Source organism: Alcaligenes sp., from assembly GCF_050255915.1.
Lineage (GTDB): Bacteria > Pseudomonadota > Gammaproteobacteria > Burkholderiales > Burkholderiaceae_B > Alcaligenes > Alcaligenes aquatilis.
Genome location: NZ_JBFWIQ010000004.1, coordinates 280,790 through 299,380, shown reverse-complemented (window position 1 = coordinate 299,380; position 18,591 = coordinate 280,790). Strand labels below are relative to the sequence as shown.

The 18,591-nt window shown below is 57.1% G+C and carries 15 protein-coding genes, 3 tRNA genes and 1 riboswitch; of the genes, 9 read left to right on the top strand and 9 right to left on the bottom strand.

The window, feature by feature from the left end; all coding sequences use genetic code 11:
* Window positions 1-11 precede the first annotated feature (11 nt).
* Window positions 12-2,489 (bottom strand): ribonuclease R, encoded by a 2,478-nt coding sequence (gene rnr / locus AB7E06_RS07295; RefSeq protein ID WP_108727621.1) that lies wholly within the window; start codon window positions 2,487-2,489, stop codon window positions 12-14.
* A 109-nt stretch (window positions 2,490-2,598) separates the two neighbouring features.
* Between rnr and AB7E06_RS07290 the strand changes: the two genes are divergently transcribed.
* Window positions 2,599-2,683 (top strand) — tRNA-Leu (locus AB7E06_RS07290).
* Between the two features lie 510 nt (window positions 2,684-3,193).
* On the opposite strand, the gene AB7E06_RS07285 is transcribed toward AB7E06_RS07290, so the two are convergent.
* From AB7E06_RS07285 to AB7E06_RS07275, 3 genes are all read right to left on the bottom strand, one after another.
* Window positions 3,194-3,448, bottom strand: coding sequence for a heavy-metal-associated domain-containing protein (locus tag AB7E06_RS07285; protein ID WP_094197012.1), 255 nt, complete (start codon window positions 3,446-3,448; stop codon window positions 3,194-3,196).
* 64 nt (window positions 3,449-3,512) lie between these two features.
* The gene (locus tag AB7E06_RS07280; protein ID WP_094197013.1) at window positions 3,513-3,785 is read right to left on the bottom strand and encodes a hypothetical protein; all 273 of its coding nucleotides are present in this window, start codon (window positions 3,783-3,785) and stop codon (window positions 3,513-3,515) included.
* 293 nt (window positions 3,786-4,078) lie between these two features.
* Window positions 4,079-4,163, bottom strand: a tRNA-Leu gene (locus tag AB7E06_RS07275).
* 153 nt (window positions 4,164-4,316) lie between these two features.
* Window positions 4,317-4,410: riboswitch (SAM-I-IV-variant riboswitch) on the top strand.
* Between the two features lie 117 nt (window positions 4,411-4,527).
* Here AB7E06_RS07275 and AB7E06_RS07270 point away from each other — a divergent pair.
* Entirely contained in the window at window positions 4,528-4,875 is a 348-nt protein-coding gene (locus tag AB7E06_RS07270; protein ID WP_249459470.1) for a hypothetical protein, read from the top strand.
* Here AB7E06_RS07270 and AB7E06_RS07265 read toward each other — a convergent pair.
* Both AB7E06_RS07265 and AB7E06_RS07260 read right to left on the bottom strand, forming a co-directional pair.
* Window positions 4,872-5,672, bottom strand: coding sequence for a siderophore-interacting protein (locus tag AB7E06_RS07265; protein ID WP_249459473.1), 801 nt, complete (start codon window positions 5,670-5,672; stop codon window positions 4,872-4,874). The genes AB7E06_RS07270 and AB7E06_RS07265 overlap by 4 nt on opposite strands.
* Window positions 5,654-6,247, bottom strand: a complete 594-nt coding sequence (locus tag AB7E06_RS07260) for a PadR family transcriptional regulator (protein WP_230017866.1) — start codon at window positions 6,245-6,247, stop codon at window positions 5,654-5,656. The genes AB7E06_RS07265 and AB7E06_RS07260 overlap by 19 nt, the downstream gene beginning before the upstream one ends.
* Before the next feature lie 161 nt (window positions 6,248-6,408).
* On the opposite strand from AB7E06_RS07260, the gene AB7E06_RS07255 reads away from it, so the two are divergent.
* Window positions 6,409-6,493, top strand: a tRNA-Leu gene (locus tag AB7E06_RS07255).
* 494 nt (window positions 6,494-6,987) lie between these two features.
* On the opposite strand, the gene AB7E06_RS07250 is transcribed toward AB7E06_RS07255, so the two are convergent.
* Window positions 6,988-8,061 carry an NAD(P)/FAD-dependent oxidoreductase gene (locus AB7E06_RS07250; protein ID WP_427955950.1) on the bottom strand — a complete coding sequence of 358 codons (1,074 nt, stop codon included), beginning with the start codon at window positions 8,059-8,061 and terminating at the stop codon, window positions 6,988-6,990.
* 331 nt (window positions 8,062-8,392) lie between these two features.
* A complete protein-coding gene (locus AB7E06_RS07245) occupies window positions 8,393-9,073 on the bottom strand; it encodes a prepilin peptidase (RefSeq protein WP_413544451.1) in 681 nt (226 codons plus the stop codon).
* 224 nt (window positions 9,074-9,297) lie between these two features.
* Between AB7E06_RS07245 and AB7E06_RS07240 the strand changes: the two genes are divergently transcribed.
* Complete coding sequence (locus AB7E06_RS07240; protein ID WP_427955946.1) at window positions 9,298-11,331, top strand: DUF4139 domain-containing protein; 2,034 nt, start codon at window positions 9,298-9,300, stop codon at window positions 11,329-11,331.
* A gap of 9 nt (window positions 11,332-11,340) precedes the next feature.
* Here AB7E06_RS07240 and AB7E06_RS07235 read toward each other — a convergent pair whose 3' ends face one another.
* Entirely contained in the window at window positions 11,341-12,216 is an 876-nt protein-coding gene (locus AB7E06_RS07235) for a LysR substrate-binding domain-containing protein (protein WP_094197019.1), read from the bottom strand.
* A 140-nt stretch (window positions 12,217-12,356) separates the two neighbouring features.
* Between AB7E06_RS07235 and AB7E06_RS07230 the strand changes: the two genes are divergently transcribed.
* From AB7E06_RS07230 to AB7E06_RS07210, 5 genes are all read left to right on the top strand, one after another.
* Window positions 12,357-13,433, top strand: coding sequence for a putative 2-aminoethylphosphonate ABC transporter ATP-binding protein (locus AB7E06_RS07230; RefSeq protein WP_094197020.1), 1,077 nt, complete (start codon window positions 12,357-12,359; stop codon window positions 13,431-13,433).
* Window positions 13,434-13,524: 91 nt separating this feature from the next.
* On the top strand, window positions 13,525-15,231 hold the full coding sequence (locus AB7E06_RS07225; RefSeq protein ID WP_420866722.1) for a putative 2-aminoethylphosphonate ABC transporter permease subunit: 1,707 nt from the start codon (window positions 13,525-13,527) through the stop codon (window positions 15,229-15,231).
* Window positions 15,232-15,238: 7 nt separating this feature from the next.
* Window positions 15,239-16,105, top strand: a complete 867-nt coding sequence (phnX, locus tag AB7E06_RS07220) for a phosphonoacetaldehyde hydrolase (protein ID WP_108727629.1) — start codon at window positions 15,239-15,241, stop codon at window positions 16,103-16,105.
* Window positions 16,106-16,143: 38 nt separating this feature from the next.
* Window positions 16,144-17,163, top strand: a complete 1,020-nt coding sequence (locus AB7E06_RS07215) for a putative 2-aminoethylphosphonate ABC transporter substrate-binding protein (protein ID WP_094197023.1) — start codon at window positions 16,144-16,146, stop codon at window positions 17,161-17,163.
* The gene (locus AB7E06_RS07210; RefSeq protein ID WP_427955939.1) at window positions 17,163-18,293 is read left to right on the top strand and encodes a TIGR03364 family FAD-dependent oxidoreductase; all 1,131 of its coding nucleotides are present in this window, start codon (window positions 17,163-17,165) and stop codon (window positions 18,291-18,293) included. Before AB7E06_RS07215 ends, AB7E06_RS07210 begins: the two co-directional genes overlap by 1 nt.
* Window positions 18,294-18,591 lie beyond the last annotated feature (298 nt).

Below are 18,591 nucleotides of genomic sequence, written 5' to 3'. Positions count from 1 at the left end.
GCATTGTACGCCTATCGGCGTCGCCCTCTAGGGCTGCGCGTGGATTTGGCGGACTTGGCTGCCTTCTCCGTACTGCGTTTTTCATCCCGCTCGGCCTGCTTTTGAGAAGCTCGTCGCTGGGAGGCCGTGGTGCCCTTCAAGGCCAGCGGCTTGGTTGAAGCCGCTTTCTTGATGGGCCGCTCGGACGGATCAGACCCTTCGGCCGCCGCCTTCACCGCTTTGTAGCCCACGCCTTTAACCAGACGGAACTCAATACGGCGCGCCTCCAGATCAACACGGGCGACCTGCACTTGTACCGCATCGGTCAGACGATAGCGCAGACCAGTGCGCTCACCACGCAACTCGTTCGAGGTTTCGTTGTACTGGAAGTAATCTGCGCCCAGCTCCGAGACGTGAACCAGGCCCTCCACATACAAGGTATCCAACGTCACAAACAAACCAAAGCTGGTTACACCACTGATCTTGCCAGAGTATTCCTCGCCCACGTGCTCTTTGACAAACCAGCACTTGAGCCAGGCTTCCACATCTTTAGAGGCCTCATCAGCACGACGTTCGCGCGCCGACAACAAGGCACCCAGTTTTTCCCAGCGTGCAAAATCGCGCTTGCTGGCTGGCAAGGCGGCATCGCCCGGTTCTTCGGCAATCGCCGGAATGTAGCGCTGGCCTTTCAAAATACCCTTGATGACGCGGTGCACCAGCAAGTCCGGGTAACGGCGAATGGGCGAAGTGAAGTGAGCGTATTGTGAATAAGCCAGACCAAAGTGACCCGTTTTCTCCGGGCTGTAAATAGCCTGCTGCATGGAACGCAAGCACATGGTCTGAATAATGGCGAAGTCGGAACGACCACGAGCGGCGGCCACCACTTTGGCGTAATCGGCAGAAGTCGGTTCGTCGCCCCCTTCCAGGGTCAGACCCAAGCTACGTAAATATTCGCGCAAGGCTTCCAGCTTGGGTGGCGTTGGGCCCTCATGCACACGGTACAAACCATTGCGACGGCTACGAGCAATGAAGTCGGCAGCGCAGGTGTTGGCTGCCAACATGCACTCTTCGATCAGCTTGTGGGCATCGTTACGAACCAGAGGTTCAATACGCTCGATGCGACCCAAGGGGTTACACACGATTTTGGTTTCAACCGTATCAAAATCAATGGCACCTCGTGCAGTGCGCTGCTCGGCCAACAAACGGTACAAGGAGTACAGGTTCTGCACAGGTTCGAGCACATGCTGAATCTGTGCGGCGGCCGGACCTGTAGGCTGCTGCAGGGCGCTCCAGATATCGGAATACGTGGTGCGCGCATGTGAGTGAATGACCGCTTCATAAAACTGATAGGCCGACACGGTGCCGGACTTGGGACCATCGGCCAAGACGACCATATCGCACACCATGACCAGACGGTCTACCGACGGGTTCAGAGAACAGATCCCGTTGGACAGGCTTTCTGGCAGCATGGGGATCACACGGCGCGGGAAATACACGCTGGTACCCCGCTCCAGAGCGTCTTCATCCAAGGCATCGCCGGAGCGTACGTAATGGCTGACATCGGCAATCGCCACCAGCAATCGCCACGCCCAGCGCGAGCGTTTGCCCGTGCCAATATCAACGCGTTCGCAATACACCGCATCATCAAAGTCCCGTGCGTCTTCACCATCAATGGTGATGAAAGGGACATCGCGCAGATCAACGCGACCTTTGTATTCCGATGGCTTTACCTTGGCAGGAATACGGGCTGCCTGCTTGAGAGCCTTCTCGGAGAAATCGACCGGCACTTCAAACTTGCGCACCGCTATTTCGATTTCCATGCCGGGATCATCAATTTCCCCCAGCACTTCAATGACACGCCCCAAAGGCTGGCGATGGCGCTCGGGCTGCTGGGTGATCTCTACCGTGACGACCTGGCCGGGCTCGGCCTCGCCCTGATCTCCACTTGGGATCAGGATGTCGTGCTTGATACGCTGATCTTCGGGCACCACGATAAACGTGCCACGCTCGCGCAAGAACCGGCCCACCAGCTTACTGGTATGACGCGCAGTAACTTCGACAATCGAGGCATCTGGTTTGCCACGGTATTCACCGACGATACGCACCATAACGTGGTCGCCGTGCAACACTTTGGCCATCTCTCGTGGCGACAAAAACAGATCAGGCTGCCCATCGTCGCGCTGCAAGAAACCAAAACCGTCGCGATGGCCCAACACTTTGCCTGCGATAAAGCCAGTTTGGCTGTTTTTGCGAATTTTGCCTTCGGGGGAGATAAGCAGTTGCCCATCGCGCTCCATTGCGCGTACACGCCGCTCAAAACCCACCGTAATTTCTTTACCCAGGCCCAGCTTTTTCGCCAGAGCCTGCATGGTCAGGCCGTCTGCATCCTCGCGCAGCCCCGCCAAGATCACTTCCCGCGTCGGGGTATCCGGGTCAAAGTCAGGCGGCAACTCATAACGGCCCGTTGATTGAATACGGTCCTCAGTACTGTCTTGATGTTTTTTATTCAAAAGGACACTTCCATTATTAATAAAGTATGCCTATAATCTTTTTTCTTTGCTGCTCACGCAGCGAAGTCGTTAAAAAGCTTTTGGCACAACCATAAGCATACAACGATATGCCCAGGTGGCGGAATTGGTAGACGCGCATGGTTCAGGTCCATGTGCCTTCGGGTGTGGAGGTTCGAGTCCTCTCCTGGGCACCAAAATTCCTAAAAAGCCGATCATCGCAAGATGGTCGGCTTTTTTCATTCCCGCCCAGAAAGTCAGGTGCTTGAGCACCTGACGTGAGGACGAGAAAGGTCGGGCATGCAAGCCCGACCGGGGTCGCGCCTGTGTGACCGAGTCCTCTCCTGGGCACCAAAATTCCGAAAGGCCGATCATTTCTCAATGATCGGCCTTTTGTAGTTTGCTGCTTCACCAATTCAATATCCTTCAGTATCAGTGCGACAAAGCCTGACTGCGTCAGAAAACGAGCAGCAATGCGACTCCTTTCTTGCTTGAACACAGCCATTTCCACATAAAGAATCATCACCACATAATCGGCTGCTTTCTTTACAAGCTTGTGAATGCATAGGCAAACAAGCACTGGCGGGACCAAGCTGAAACTCTCAGGGCGCCACACCATCACACCCGTACCTGCCCCTGCTTCGTACAGCCATAAAAAAACCGACTGTGTTTCTACAATCGGTTTTCAGCTCCAGGATGTAGTGGGTTTAACCGCCACAACCACCGCAACAAGCACCATCTTCACCATGCACAGGTTTGGCGATTTGATAGCCTGCCTGCTCAACGGCAGCATGGAGGTCTTCCAGCGAGACCTGGGTTTCATCAAAACGGACCGATGCCTTTGCATTTTCGAATGAGGCATCTGCCGCTTGCACGCCATCGATAGCCGCCAAGGCAATGGCTACTTTATCGGCACATTCAGGATGTCGCAGACCCGCCAGTTTCAGCATTCCAACTTGCATTTTCTATCCCTTTAACATGAGGTGAGGCAGTTGATGAAATCGCCACCGCCCATAAAGATATATATTAAATACATCTTATAAATACGGCAAGAGACAAGAAGCCACCATAGATAAAAAAGCCCAGCTTGCGGCTGACTGACAGCAAAGCCACGATACTGAGTAACGCCGCCATAAGCAGGGGATAGCTGGGCGCCACAGGCGAACTTGCCCAGGAGAGCAATCCCGTGACGATCACCGGGGCAAAAACGCAGAATACAGTCACCCCAATGTTGTGACTCAAGGACATACAGGTGTTTTGCCCTACTACAGGCAGGAGCTCATGCAACTGCTGGGTCATGGAGCTGCGAGAAAGCCAAGAGCACAAGACGAGTCAGACCCAGGCTGCAATCAATAGAAAAGGCCAATCATCACTTTGAACACACACAACAAAAAACCGACCATCTTGTGATGATCGACTTTTTTTGAGGAATTGGTGATATCCAGGAGAGGACTCGGTCACACAGGCGCGACCCCGGTCGGGCTTGCATGCCCGACCTTTCTCGTCCCTACCCCAGGTGCTCAAGCACCTGACTTTCTGGGCTGGAATGAAAAAAGCCGACCATCTTGCGATGATCGGCTTTTTAGGAATTTTGGTGCCCAGGAGAGGACTCGAACCTCCACACCCGAAGGCACATGGACCTGAACCATGCGCGTCTACCAATTCCGCCACCTGGGCTCTGACTGCGGAACTTGTTTTTCAACCAACCCCTGCAAGACAGAAGGTAACTATAGCACGATTTTTAAATGATGCAAACTATTTCTGTATTTTTTCATATCCGACGGAAATAAACGCGGCCCTTGCACTTCATAAGAATCGCTTTTATGCTTATTGCTATATCAAGAGTTGGGGCAACCCATGCCAACCTGTGTACCCGCACAAGGTGGATTCAAGATATGGCCATCTGGCAATCAATGGGATCATCAAGACAAGAACCCGCTGCCAGCGGGTTTTTTTATGCTTGGCCCCTACCGGGCAAAGGGTCTTTTAATCCAACTTGCTCACCCGGAAGCGCCTTCCAAGAGCTAAACAGGAGTATTTCATGTCGTCTGCACCGTTTTACTATCACCTGACTTTAGAGCAGCACAGCTACCGCATTGTCCTGCGCCCCGGATGTTCCCGGCTGGCCGTGGTATGTGAACTGCATGCTGATACGGTCGGGGATTACGAGCCGCGCTGGCTGGGTTCCAGTTGTCGCGGTGGCTATTGGGCTCGCTTCCAGCATGATATCGACAGCACCTTGCTGCTGAACATGGATGCCATTGCCCGTTTGATTGACGAGCACCGTCTGGCTCATCCCAATGCCGTGCTGGATACGGATTTACAGCCCGTCCTGAACGTAGGCGGACGCTTGCGCGCCCAGCCCTACCCTCAGCAAAAAGCCGCTTAGTCCAGACGTGGGGCATCCTCGCCCTGGTCACCTTGACGCCAGTAGCTACTGGCCCGAATCGCACCTTTGTCCAGACCGCGTTCTTGCACCCAGTATTCGCGCAGGCTTTGAGCGATGGCATATTCTGCGGCGACCCATACATGGCCGATGCCGCTCAGCTCGGGCGCAGCACGCAGGGCATCCAAAATGCCATTCAGACCGGCCAGCGAAGGAATCCAGTTCACCGTGACATGGTCCGGCGCTTCCATCGCACCCACCGTCAGCAGATTACGTGCCAGCACGTAAACCTGCACCTTCACGTTGGACGGTAGTTCATTGACTCGTCGCGCCATGGCAGGCACAGCGGTTTCGTCGCCAATCAGGATTTGCCAATCCAGATCCTTGCTGACCAGAAAGGAGCCGCGTGGACCGGCCACGCCCAGCTTGTCACCCTCTTTGGCTTGCATGGCCCATTGGCATGCAGGACCTTCACCATGGACCACAAAATCAATATCCATCTCAAGTTCCTGTTCACGGAACAGGCGAGGCGTGTAATCACGGATGGGGGGCTTTTCCTGTCCGGCAGCAAAGACCATGCCACGATCGCCCATTTGGGGCAGACGCAACTCTTTGGTGGCCGGGTCGGGGAAAATCAGCTTGACGTGATCATCAAAGCCGGGGGTATAAAAACCTTCCAGATCCGAGCCTTTCAGGGTGATGCGCACCATATCAGGACCCAATTCGCGCCGCTTTTTCACGGTCAGCAAACGCAACTTCAGGGTATGAGCCACTTTCTGCGTTAATTGTTCGGACTGCATTTTTCAGACTCCTTGGGCAAGTTCCGTATTTCGGCGATGGCTTTTTCCAGAATGGCCACCACCTCCGCCTGTCGCGCCAGACTGGCGGTCGATTGTTCAAACATGGCCTGCTTCAGGCTGTGGCGTACCTGGACAAATTCCGGCAACCAGCCCGTTTGCTCCTGCGCGGCCTTCAAATCCTCGTCGCTATTGTGTTCGGCCAGCATCTGCCGTATCCACACCAGCTTGCGCCCGCGATAGGTCAGGGACTGCATCAGGTAATCGCACTTTTCCTTTTGCTCTTGCAAATACGCTTGACCTTCCTTGGTCAGGCTGTACATCTTGCGACGACCTTCTTCTTCGATCAGCACCCAGCCTTGCGTGGCGCAATACGCCAGGGCGGGATACACCGCGCCCGCGCTGGGCACATAGCTGTTCTGGCTCAGCTGCGCAAAGCGGCGAATCAACTGATAACCGTGAGTACTGCCCTCTTTGAGCAGAACCATCAGCATGAGCTGCATGGCCCGAGCGGAGTACTTTCGGCCCTGGCCCATATCCAGCAGCATGCGCTCGACATCCACTGTATTGAATTTCATGTCCATACTCTTATGCTATATCACATGACACACTATAATGATAATGAGAATGCCAATCAACTAAAAATTGAAATTGAATTTATCGAGTGAAAAACGCTTGCTTTACGTTGGGATCTCATCCTATAATTTAATGCTTGAGACGGGCAGCAGCCTTAATCAAAGCCCAGGTGGCGGAATTGGTAGACGCGCATGGTTCAGGTCCATGTGCCTTCGGGTGTGGAGGTTCGAGTCCTCTCCTGGGCACCAAAATTCCGAAAAGCCGATCATCGCAAGATGGTCGGCTTTTTTCATTCCAGCCCAGAAAGACAGGTGCTTGAGCACCTGACGTGGGGACGAGAAAGGTCAGGCATGCAAGCCCGACCGGGGACGCGCCTGTGTGACCGAGTCCTCTCCTGAGCACCACAAATTCCTCAAAAAAAAAACCGATCATCGCAAGATGGTCGGCTTTTTGTTTTGTACATTCAGCACACAAAAGGTTTGAAAATCGTGTTTGAGGGCGAGAATAGTTGCCATGCAAATTCTGCGGGGATCATCTCGATGCGCCCAAGCTCTCTGCTGGCACTACAACCGCCGACCAGTAGAACTTCTTTCAGGATGCAACTCAAAGCGCCCAGAACAAACTCCAGCTGCACTGAAGAATAACCAAGCACAAAAAAGCCGAAACAGTGCCCATGTTGCTTCGGCTTTTTTACTCTGGCGGTGTTATCGCAAGTTATTCAGCTACCCCACCCTCTTCACCATCATTCCAATGGGCGATGACGACGTTGCCAGAAAGGCTGTGCCGCGTAGCGTTGCTCCATCCCATACAAAGCGTGCTGCGAATTCAAATGGCGCACCAAGCCCAGCAGATAGTCTTTCTCGTAAGCTCGAGCCGGTTCCGGATTGCCTTGTGTCAGGGCCACAGCAGCTTGCGCCGCTTGTGATCCGCTCCACAAGGCCGTTGCCAAACCGTTGGCGGCCAAGGGGTCCATGGCCGCGCCTGCATCGCCTGCTCGCAAGATACGACCTTCCACGAAGTAAGACACTGTGCAGCTGGCAGCGGCGCTGACTTTAGGCGTGTAGTCGGCCATCTTGCTATCCAGACCCAGGCTTTCCATACGCACCCGTGCCGCATCAGCACAGCCCAGCAAACCGGCCCATACCGCACCATCACGGCTCAAGCCATCAGGCAAAAGATCCGAGTCCGAGAACAAGGCCACCATCAAGCGATGGCCTGGCATGGGGGACAAATACCACCAGCCCAGCTCTACCGCCTCCACCAGAGAAGCGGCTAATGGCTCGGCTCCTTCGGGCAAGTCAAAGACATGCCAGGCAGCGACCAGTCTGTCCAGACGATGGCGCTCGGCTGCCGCACCGGCGGACACGGCCGCACGGCCGGTGCAATCGATCAAGGCCGTTGCCTCCAGGCTGCTACCGTCTGCCAGCCTGGCAATGACTCCTTCCGCTTGATGCTCCAGACTCAAGACGCGAGTCTGGCGAATACTGACCTTCATTTCTTTTTGCACGCGCTCAAACAGCACCTGCTCCAGACGGGCCTTGTCCAGCAAATAGCCCTGCCCGTCCTCATCCTGCACGGTACGCAATCCTGCGCCACCCCATACTGAAAAACGCCCTTGAGAGCGCAAGGCAACCGTCTCGTCCAGGCAGCTTGCCCAGCCCAGACTGGTCAAGACCACGGCCCCGCGTTCGGACAAGGTCTCGCCAAACGAGGGCTGGGGCTCCTGAGGAGACACCAGCGTCACTTCCTGGCCTTGCATACTCAGGCGACGCGCCGCCGCTAAACCCGCCACACCGGCGCCAACAACAATAATCATGCCTTCATCCTCAGGTTCCCGTCTGCTTTATCAGCGGGACAATGTCCATAGAACCGCGTTGTACTTACCCATACAGCCCGGGCGGAACTCCCGCCTGCCCGACTGGCCCCGGACGTTTTACCACGACAGCCCGGTGAGGAAAACGATTTAAACCCAATAGGCACACTCAAGCCTATTGCAGCCACCTTAAACAGAAAAATCCACGAAACCCCGCGTCGATCCCCCCTCCCGAAAAAGGTCACGAATTAGCACGCATCAACACACATAGAATCCAACAAAGGGAAAACCGGCGGTCATTTTTTTATAGTTATAAAAATCACGAGACTTTTCTTTACAAAATGCGAGGCAACGAAAACAACATGACCCAGCCTCCCAACACCAGATAGGGACCAAAGTGAATCGCCTGCCCTGCTTGCAAACGCCCACCAAGGCGCAGGACCAGAGCCGCCAACAGGCCCAGTATCGATGCCGATAACAACACCCCCGGCAACGCAGTTGCTCCCAACCAGGCCCCCAAGGCAGCCAGTAACTTGAAGTCGCCATACCCCATGCCCGCGCGTCCGGTCAGCAACAAGAACACATGGTTCAACAGCCACAGCAATCCGTAACCCAGCGCCGCCCCCATCACTGCCAAGGGCAGGCTGCTAAAAGTGTGATCCAGGTTGACCAGCAAACCCAGCCACAGCAAGGGTAAAGTCAGGCGATCGGGCAGATAGCCGGTTTCCGCGTCAATCCAGGCCAGCAAGGCCGTCCCGGCGATCAACACGCAAGCCGCCACTGCCGCTGGCGTCAGTTGCCAGCGCCAACCGGCCCATAGCATCAAGACCAAGGCCAGGCTCTGGCATACCCACCCCCATTGGCGATGGGTACGCGGCGAACGCCTGGTCAGTTCAGGCTCCAGCTCGATGGGCAGGCTCCAGGACAAGCGTCGGGCAGGCCAGACGAAACAGATTGCCAAGACCAGAGCAAGCCCCATTCCCGCCCAGGCATTGCCCCACGACGTCCACATCATAATGATCCTTCACTGGGTGAATAAACACGCGCTGGCACAGGCCGCGCAGCCCAAATCCTAGCAGAGCCTTGCGTGCTTTTGATGACGTAAGCATTTTTTGCTCCGAGGGGAAAAAGCCGGACGGTGGCATTTTTTTGTTACCCGAATGACAGACAGAGCCCCACAAGGCTAGGCATAATGCGCTTCACACCTTTGTTTCGCTTACGGATGAATAAGGAAGCGCTATGAACCACTTTGTGCCCCACGCTGCGCGTACGCCTCGCCTGCGCTCTTTGACCGGCGCCCTGCTCCTGGTCTGGATGGGCTCGGCAGCCAGTAACGCCTGGGCTCAGCAGATCGAGTCCATTACCTTATCCAGCGCTGGTATGGCCGAGATCGAGCGACAAGTCCCCATTTCCGACGCAGGCACCGCCCAGTTGCGTGTACCGCTGACTCAGGTCGATGACATTCTGAAAACCCTCATGGCCGTCGATGGCAAGAACCGCATTGACTCCCTGACTTTGTCGGGTCTGGCCCCACTGAAAGAAAGCTTCGACAGCCTGCCCTTCTCGGCCAAAGACCTGCGCTCGCCCGCTACCCTGGCGCAGGCCCTGCGCGGCCAGCAAGTCAGCGCCAGTTCGCAAGGCCGTCTGGTACGTGGTGCCATCTTGGGGGTGCAAGCAACGGCAGCCACTAATGAGCGTCCCGCCCAGGCCATCTTGAGCGTACTGACAGAGCAAGGCCAGATCCAGACTCTGGAGCTGGGCCCGGATACCAGCCTGGAAGTGCTGGACAAGACTTTGCAGCAGCAGTTGCAGCAGGCCACCGACGTGTTGGCGGGCCAGAGCAATCAACAATCGCGTGATATTCAACTGGTCCTGAACAAGACCGATACCCAAACAGCGCGCCTGTCTTACCTGATTCCCGCACCGGTCTGGAAAAGCGCCTATCGCCTGATGATGCAGGACGGCAAGGCCCGTCTGCAGGCCTGGGCCATTTTCGAAAACACCAGCGGCGAGGACTGGAAGGATGTGAAAGTCACCCTCAGCTCCGGTTCGCCTGTGATGCTGCGCCAACGTCTGCTGGAGCGTTACTGGAACGAGCGCCCTGAACTGCCGGTGGCGGTAGGCAGCTCCATCGCGCCGCAAGCAGACACCCAGGCCACCTTGAGCGCGAATCGCGCCCGCAAAGCAGCCAGCGAGGCCATGCGTGCGCGCATGGCGCCAGCCGCTCCCGCTCCCATCATGATGGAAAGCGCGGCCTACGCCGCCGATAGCAGCATGGCCAAACAGTGGGCTTCGGGCGGCGCGGGTGCCAGCACCCAGGCACAGGAAGGCCAGACTCAAGTGCGCTTTAGCCTGCCGCAAAAGCTGAGCGTGCCCACCGGCCAGACGGTCTCGGTGCCGTTTATCGATACCTCTTTGCAAGCCGAATCCCTGTCGGTGTACCGCAGCGGCCAGGCGGGTGATCATCCTACGGCCGCTATCTGGGTCAATAATGAACAGGCCAACAGCCTGCCGCCCGGCATCATCACGGTCTTTAACCAGGCGGATGGTCATATCGGTGATGCAGAACTGGCCGGTCTGCCTGCTGGCGAGCAGCGCCTGATCTACTTTGCCCAGGACAACAAAGTGCAAATCCGCGAAGAACAGACGGATGAGTACCGCCTGAGCAAAACCCGTGTGACCGACGGCGTAGCCCGTTCGGAATGGACACGCGTGCAGAACTTTCGCTACGAGATCAAGGCCCCCGCGGATGAGGACCGCACGGTGCTGATCCAGTTGCCCCGTCAGGACGGCTGGACCTTCAAGTCAGATGCTCACGACAGTGATACCGCACAGGAACACCGCCTGAAGGTAAACGTGGCCAAAGGCAAAACCGTTACCGTCACCGCGCAACTGAGTCTGCAAGACCATATGGAATTGCGCCTGGAGGAGATCGACGAGAACATGCTGCTGCAATGGCGTGGCAACGGCCAGGACAGCACACAACAAGCCAAGATGGACAAGCTGATCGAGCTGCGTCGTCAACTGAGCCAGGCCCAGCAGGCTCAAAACCAGGCCGTCGAGCGCCTGAATGAAACCGTGGCCGAACAGGAGCGCATCCGCGCCAACCTGGCTGCGGTCAGTGCTCAAAGCACCTTGGGCCAGCGGTTTAGCGAGCAACTGGCCCAACAGGAAGACCAGATTGCCAGCCAGCGCAAAGCCGTTCAGGAACGGCGCGACGCCGTGCAACAAGCCCGTCAGGCTTTTGAGAAGGGTCTGGCTGAACTGGCTTGATCCTGCTCGCTATACAGGCACAGGCAACTCGGCCTGCACCTGCTCCAGAAACGCGCGTATGGCATGGCCCTGCGCGCGTTCTTTCAGGCAATACACGAACTCGCTCAAATGAGCCGACACATCGCTTAGTGGCAAGCTGATAATATCCGGATGCGCAGGCACTTCGCGCAAAGGCAGCAAGCTGGCCCCCATGCCACACACCACCCCCCACCCGATTGCCTCCCGACTACCGATTTCCAGAATCTGGCTTGGTTCCTGTCCGGCCTGACGAAACACTTGATGGCACAGCTCGCGCGTCATGGACCCTTGCTCACGCATCAAAATGGGATAGCGGCACAAATCCATAATGCGTACTCGCTGACGGTTTGCCAAAGGATGGTCCACCCGCAGCACAGCCACCAATGGATCCGAGGCCAGCAGCAGACGTACCAGGCGCGAATCATCAACCAGTGCCGACGACGCGATCACATCCAACTGATAGTCATGCAAGGCCCCCAGAACCCGTTGCGAGTTATCAATGCTCAAGCGCATCTTCACGCCGGGGTAGGCCTGATGGAAATTCCGTAATACCGCCATGATGTAATACGGCCCAGTCGCGCCTACCCGCAGCATGCCGCTTTTAAGATCGCGCAAATCGCGCAAGCTGAAATCGATCTGCGCGGCCTGCTGCATCAACTGCTCGACCTGGGGCAGGAGCCGTTCCCCCTGCTGGCTCAAGTACACACCCTTGCCTTGCCTATAGAACAGCTCCACGCCATAGCGGGTTTCCAGCTGCCGCAGATGGGATGTGACAGTAGGCTGGCTGATGCCCAATTGTTGGGCCGCCTTGGTAATAGAGCCACAATGCGCCGTGGCATGAAAGGACTTGAGTTCCAGAGCCAGCATGCTGCTGCTCTCCTTGGGAAGAGGGAAAGCCCAAATTATCCGATGCTCGTATTACAGAAATTAGTTGTACTGTCATAGGGCCGCCATATACGCCTCCCATACTGACGTTCATGACATTCATGACAAGTCGGAACCCCGGGATGAGCGCCAAGCCAGCTTTTTTAACCATACAAGGACTGCACAAGCAGTTCGGCTCCTTTACCGCATTAGACCAGGTCAGCTTGGACATACAAGCCGGTGAACTGGTGTGTTTGCTGGGCCCCTCGGGCTGTGGCAAAACCACCTTGCTGCGCTGCATTGCCGGGCTGCAACAAGCCGATAAAGGCATCATCGTGATGGCAGGCCGAGACATTACCCACCTGCCGCCCCAACAGCGTGACTACGGCATTCTGTTTCAGTCCTACGCCCTGTTTCCCAATTTGACCGTGGCCCAGAACATTGCCTACGGCCTGTCTCCACGCAAGAACCTGGCTACCCAAGTACGTCAGCGCGTGTCTGAAATGCTGGACCTGGTAGGTTTGTCCGGATCGGAAAACAAATACCCGGCACAACTGTCCGGTGGCCAGCAACAGCGCGTGGCCCTGGCCCGTGCGCTGGCTCCCTCACCCTCGCTGCTCTTGCTCGATGAGCCCATGTCGGCTCTGGATGCCCAGGTGCGCGAACGCCTGCGCAGCGAGCTGCGCGATCTGCAAAAACAACTGTCCATTACGACCCTGATGGTCACGCACGATCAGGAAGAGGCCATGGTCATGGCCGACCGTATCGCCGTCATGGACAAAGGCCGCCTGGTGCAGTTTGATCGCCCCCAGGCCTTGTACCGCGCTCCTGCGGATCCGTTTGTAGCTGGCTTTATCGGTGATGCAAACTGGCTGCCCTTTACCCCCTTGCACGATTGCTCAGTACTGGTAGAGCGTGTCCGCCTGGACTTGAGCCAGGAAGCCCCCACCCGCGCCGGACGCCTCTTCATTCGTCCTGAGAACATTCGTGTGTTGGACAACAACAGCCCCGCTCCTGTCACCAATACCTTTTTGGCCGACATTGTGGATGGCATCTTTCTGGGTCGTCACTACAAGCTGACGCTGCGCCCCGAAGGTATGGATGGACTGACCGTGCAGGCCATCGTCAACCCCGAGCAGGGCGACCGCTTGCTTGATCCCTTGGCCGCGCGTCGCTGCCGAATCCAGCTTCCCAGCGAGGCGCTGCATGCCCACCACTGATTCCATGCCACAGCCTGGCACTGCGCCCCTGACATCCACCAGCCTGTATAGCCTGCCTGTAGCTAAAACCAGCGTGAAGAACCACCCCTTGATTCGCCCCGTGCTGCCGGCCTGGATAGGCTCGGCAGTACGACGCATCTTATTGATTGCCCTGTTTGCCCTGCTGATCCTCTTTCTGGCCTTGCCCATGCTGTTTATCTTGCTGCGCGCCATCCAGGACGGTGACGGGCAGTTAGTGGGCGTGGGGCAGTTCTGGTCGATTATCAGCGCACCCGGCTTTATGTCCATGGTGGGCCGCAGTGTGCTGGTCGGCGTAACCACGCTGATTATTGTCATCCCCGCCGCCTACGCCTTTGCCTTTGCCCTGCAACGCTGTTGCATACGGGGCGCAGGCATGTTCCGTGCCCTGGGCCTGTTGCCCTTGCTGGCTCCCTCCTTGATGCCGGGTTTATCGTTGATTTACTTGTTCGGCAATCAGGGCTTGCTGCGCCACTGGTTGGGCGGCGAGACAATTTATGGTTTCTGGGGCATTGTGCTGGGTGAAGCCTTCTACACCTTCCCGCATGCTCTGATGATTCTGAGCACGGGTCTGGCCCTGGCCGACGCTCGCCTGTATGACGCCGCCCGCGCCATGGGTGCGAACTCCTGGCGCCGTTTCCTGACGGTGACACTGCCCGCCAGCCGGTATGCCATCTTTTCTGCTGCTTGCCTGGTCTTTACGCTGACCGTCACCGACTTCGGTGTACCTAAAGTCGTGGGTGGCTCCTACAACGTACTGGCCATGGAAGCCTATAAAGCCGTGGTCGGTCAGTTGCAGTTCTCCAAAGGCGCCGCCATTGGCGTGCTGTTGCTGATTCCCGCTGTGCTGACTTTCTTTCTGGATCGCCACCTGCGGGCTCGTGCCCGTGGCCAGGCTCAAGGATCGCTGAGCGCCTATTCGCCCCTGCCACACCGTCAGCGCGACCGTTATTTCACCGCTGTCCTGATACTGGTTTCCCTGGCCATTCTGACGATTGTGGGCATGGCGGTCTGGGCCTCGCTGATCAAGTTCTGGCCTTACAACCTGAGCCTGTCCCTGAAGTCCTACGACTTCAACAATATGGACGGTGGCGGCTGGTTGGCCTGGCGTAACAGTCTGACCATGGCCTTGTTTACCGCCGTTCTGGGCTCGGCCCTGATCTTTCTGGGTGCCTGGGTACTGGAGAAACTGCCAGCCCGAGGCAAGGCCGAAAAAGGACTGTACGGCATGCTGCACATGCTGGCACTGGCCCCTATGGCCATTCCCGGTCTGGTGCTGGGCCTGGGCTACATCTTCTTTTTCAATCACCCCGAGAACCCCTTGGCGGGACTGTACGGCTCCATGACCTTGCTGGTGCTGTGTACCGTCATCCACCTGTACACCAGTGCTCACCTGAACTTTGTCACTGCTCTGAAAGCCATTCCCGGCGAGCTGGAAGCGGCGGCTGCGTCCCTGAAAGCGCCACGCCTTTCCACCTTGATGGGCGTGACCGTGCCACTGTGCCTGCCCGCCCTGCTATCGGTTTCGCGCTACCTGTTTGTATCGGCCATGACAACCGTGTCTGCCGTGGTCTTTCTGTACAGCCCGCAAACCGTGCTGGCCTCGGTCGCGGTCATGAATATGGATGATGCCGGCTTTATTGGCCCGGCGGCTGCCATGTGTACGGTCATCATGCTCAGCTCCGGCTTTGTCTGTCTGCTGGTTCATGTTCTGAGCCGTGCCGCCTTGCGCCGCAGCCAAGCCTGGCGTTCCACCTCTTCCCTTTCCCCAACCCGATAGGACCGCAATGCCATCCCCTACTTGCGCGAATACGCCATTAGCCACGCCACGCTCCCAGGCCCCGCGCCTTGAAGCCCTGATCTTTGACTGGGCCGGTACGCTGGTGGATTTTGGCTCCTTTGCCCCGACCCAAATTCTGGTGGAAGCCTTCAAATGCTTTGACTTGACCCTAAACCTGGACCAGGCCCGCAGCGCCATGGGCATCGGTAAATGGGACCACATCAAAGCCATGCTGGCACTGCCAGAGGTGCATGCCCAGTTCATGGCCCTGCACAATCGTGAGCCCGATGACAGTGATGTGGACCGTATCTACAACACCTTCTTGCCCATGCAAAACGAGCGCGTGGGCGAGTTTTCCACCGCCATTCCCGGTGCGCGCGAAACGCTGTCCTGGGCACGCCGCCAAGGGCTGAAAATTGGTTCCTGCTCCGGCTATCCGCGCCTGGTGCTGGACAACCTGCTGCAACACGCGCACCGCCAGCAAGTGCTGGTGGACTACCACGTGGCTTTTGACGAAGTCCCCCAAGCGCGTCCCTGGCCTGCCATGGCGTTGGAAAACGTCATTCGCCTGGAGATCACGAATGTCGGTGCCTGCGTGAAGATTGACGATACCCCGGTCGGTATCGAAGAAGGTCGCAATGCCGGCATGTGGACCGTGGGCTTGCTGCTGTCGGGCAACGCCGCTGGCCTGACCGAGCTGGAATTTCTGGCTCTGGACGAGCAAAGCCGCCAAACCCTGCGCGATCGCGCAGCGGCCACCTTTGCCCATGCCCAGCCCCACTACCTGATTGATACCGTTGCCCAACTACCCGCCGTGATTGAGCAAATCACCGAGCGCATGGCCCAGGGCGAATGCCCTGCCGACTCCCTCTAACCCCCACCCCCCTTTTGCTGTCACAAGGACACTTCTCCATGAAAACCATTGTTCTGAGCTCCTTGGCTGCCGCTTTGATGGGCGCCGCTTCCCTGGCTCAAGCCGCTACAACCCTGACCGTCTACACGGCGCTGGAAGCCGATCAGCTCAAGGCTTATCAGGCTGCTTTCGAGAAAAAAAATCCCGATATCAAGATCCAGTGGGTACGCGACTCCACCGGCATCATTACCGCCAAATTGCTGGCTGAAAAGAACAACCCAAAGGCTGACGCCGTCTGGGGTCTGGCCGGCTCCTCACTGGGTTTGATGGCCAGCCAGGACATGCTGCAACCCTACGCTCCCCAAGGCCTGGACAAGATCGACGCCAAAATGCGCGACCAGAACAACCCGCCTAGCTGGGTTGGTATGGACGGCTTTGCCGCTGCCCTGTGTGTCAACACCATTGAGCTGGAAAAAAACAAGCTCCCTATGCCCACCTCCTGGGAAGATCTGACCAAACCCGAATACGCCGGCAAGATTGTTATGCCTAACCCCGCCTCCTCGGGTACCGGCTTTCTGGACGTGAGCGCCTGGCTGCAACTGTTTGGTGAAGACAAGGGCTGGGCCTTCATGGACGGTCTGCACAAGAACATCGGTGCCTACACCCACTCCGGCTCCAAGCCTTGCAATATGGCCGCTGCTGGTGAATACACGATTGGCGTGTCCTTTGACTACCGTGGCGCTCGCCTGAAAGAAGAAGGCGCTCCCCTGGAACTGGTGTTCCCCAAAGAGGGCCTGGGCTGGGAAATCGAAGCCGCTGCCATCATGAAAGGCACCAAGAACCTGGAAGCCGCACAGAAACTGGCTGACTTCTCCGCCAGTGAAGAAGCCAACCACTTGTACAAGACCAACTTTGCCGTGCTGGCCATTCCTTCCATCGCCACGGCTAACCCACATCTGCCTACAGACCTGAACCAACGTCTGATCGACAACAACTTCGTCTGGGCCGCTGAGAACCGCGAGCGCATCATCGAAGAGTGGACCAAACGTTACGACGGTAAATCGGAAGCCAAGAAGTAATGAACACACAACACTACGATGTAATCGTGGTGGGGGGCGGCATCCTGGGCATGGCACATGCCTGGGCGGCTGCCCGCCGCAAGCTGAGCGTCGCTGTGCTGGAGCGCAGTCACCAGGCCCAAGGCGCCACCATACGTAATTTCGGTCAGGTTCTGGTCACTGGCCAGGCACCAGGCATCATGATGGATCTGGCTCGCCAAAGCCGCGGTCTGTGGTTGGAACTGGCTGAGCAAGCCGGTTTCCATGTACGCAGCAATGGCTCGCTGGTGCTGGCACGCAATCATCTGGAACTGGAACTGCTGGAGGATTTTGCCCAGGGCCGTGCCCAAGAAGAAAACGTCGCCTGCAAAATGCTCAACGGCAAAGAACTGGCCTCCCTATTTGATGGCCGTTTGGGGCATCACCACGGAGCGCTGCAAGGCTTTGATGATTTGCAGATCTACTCGCGCGACGCCCTGCCCGCCATCACCAGCAGCTTGCAAGCCATGGGCGTGGATGTGTACACCCAGGCGCATGTGCATTATGCGCAAGAAGGCCAGGTACACAGCAGCGCGGGCAACTTCACAGCCAACAGCATTTTTGTGTGCCCCGGCCACGACTACAGCAGCCTGCATCGCGACCTGCTCGACACTGTCAAACCCTCGGTCACCCGTTTGCAGATGCTCAAAGTGCGCGCGCAAGATACCGGCTGGGCTTTGGACCGCCCTTTGCTGACGGGTTTGTCCTGCCTGCACTACGGTGCCTTCAGCGATCTGCCTCTGGCAGACACGCTGCGTGAACAAGTACAACAACGCCATGGTGTCTTGCTGGATCAAGGCATCCATCTGCTGATCAGCCCCACACCAGAAGGTGACCTGATCATTGGCGACTCGCACGACTACGGTCTGCAAGCCAGTCCCTTCAATCAGGAGGACACCGATCAGTACTTGCTGGCTCTGGCAGAAACGGTGCTGGGTTGCCCGGTACAGATTTTGCAACGCTGGCAAGGCGTGTATGGCGCCAAAGGCCCTGGACCGTTTTCGGTTCTGCAAGCCGATGGCAGCACGCAAGTGACGGTCATGCACACCGGCTTGGGAATGACTACAGGCCTGGCCATTGGCGAACGCAATATTGCGGCGCGCTACGATTGATCAGTACCCCTGCCCTGCCGCTCCGGCAAGGCAAGTGCCAGAGATAACTGATCTGTATACTGGCCCAAAAAACGCGCAGCCCACGCTGCGCGTTTTTCTTTTCCTAAAGCGTGTGTCTGGATGGCGGAATCCAAGCCGCAAAATAGGGCAAATCTATGCATTTTCTTACTGGGAATTTCCCATGAGAAACCCAATAGAGTGGAATAAAATACGCCACACAATAGGCCAGAGCGGGCGCTCATGAGCTTTAGCAATCCACATAGCCATGTCGCCAAGTACCTCATCGCGATTGGCGATG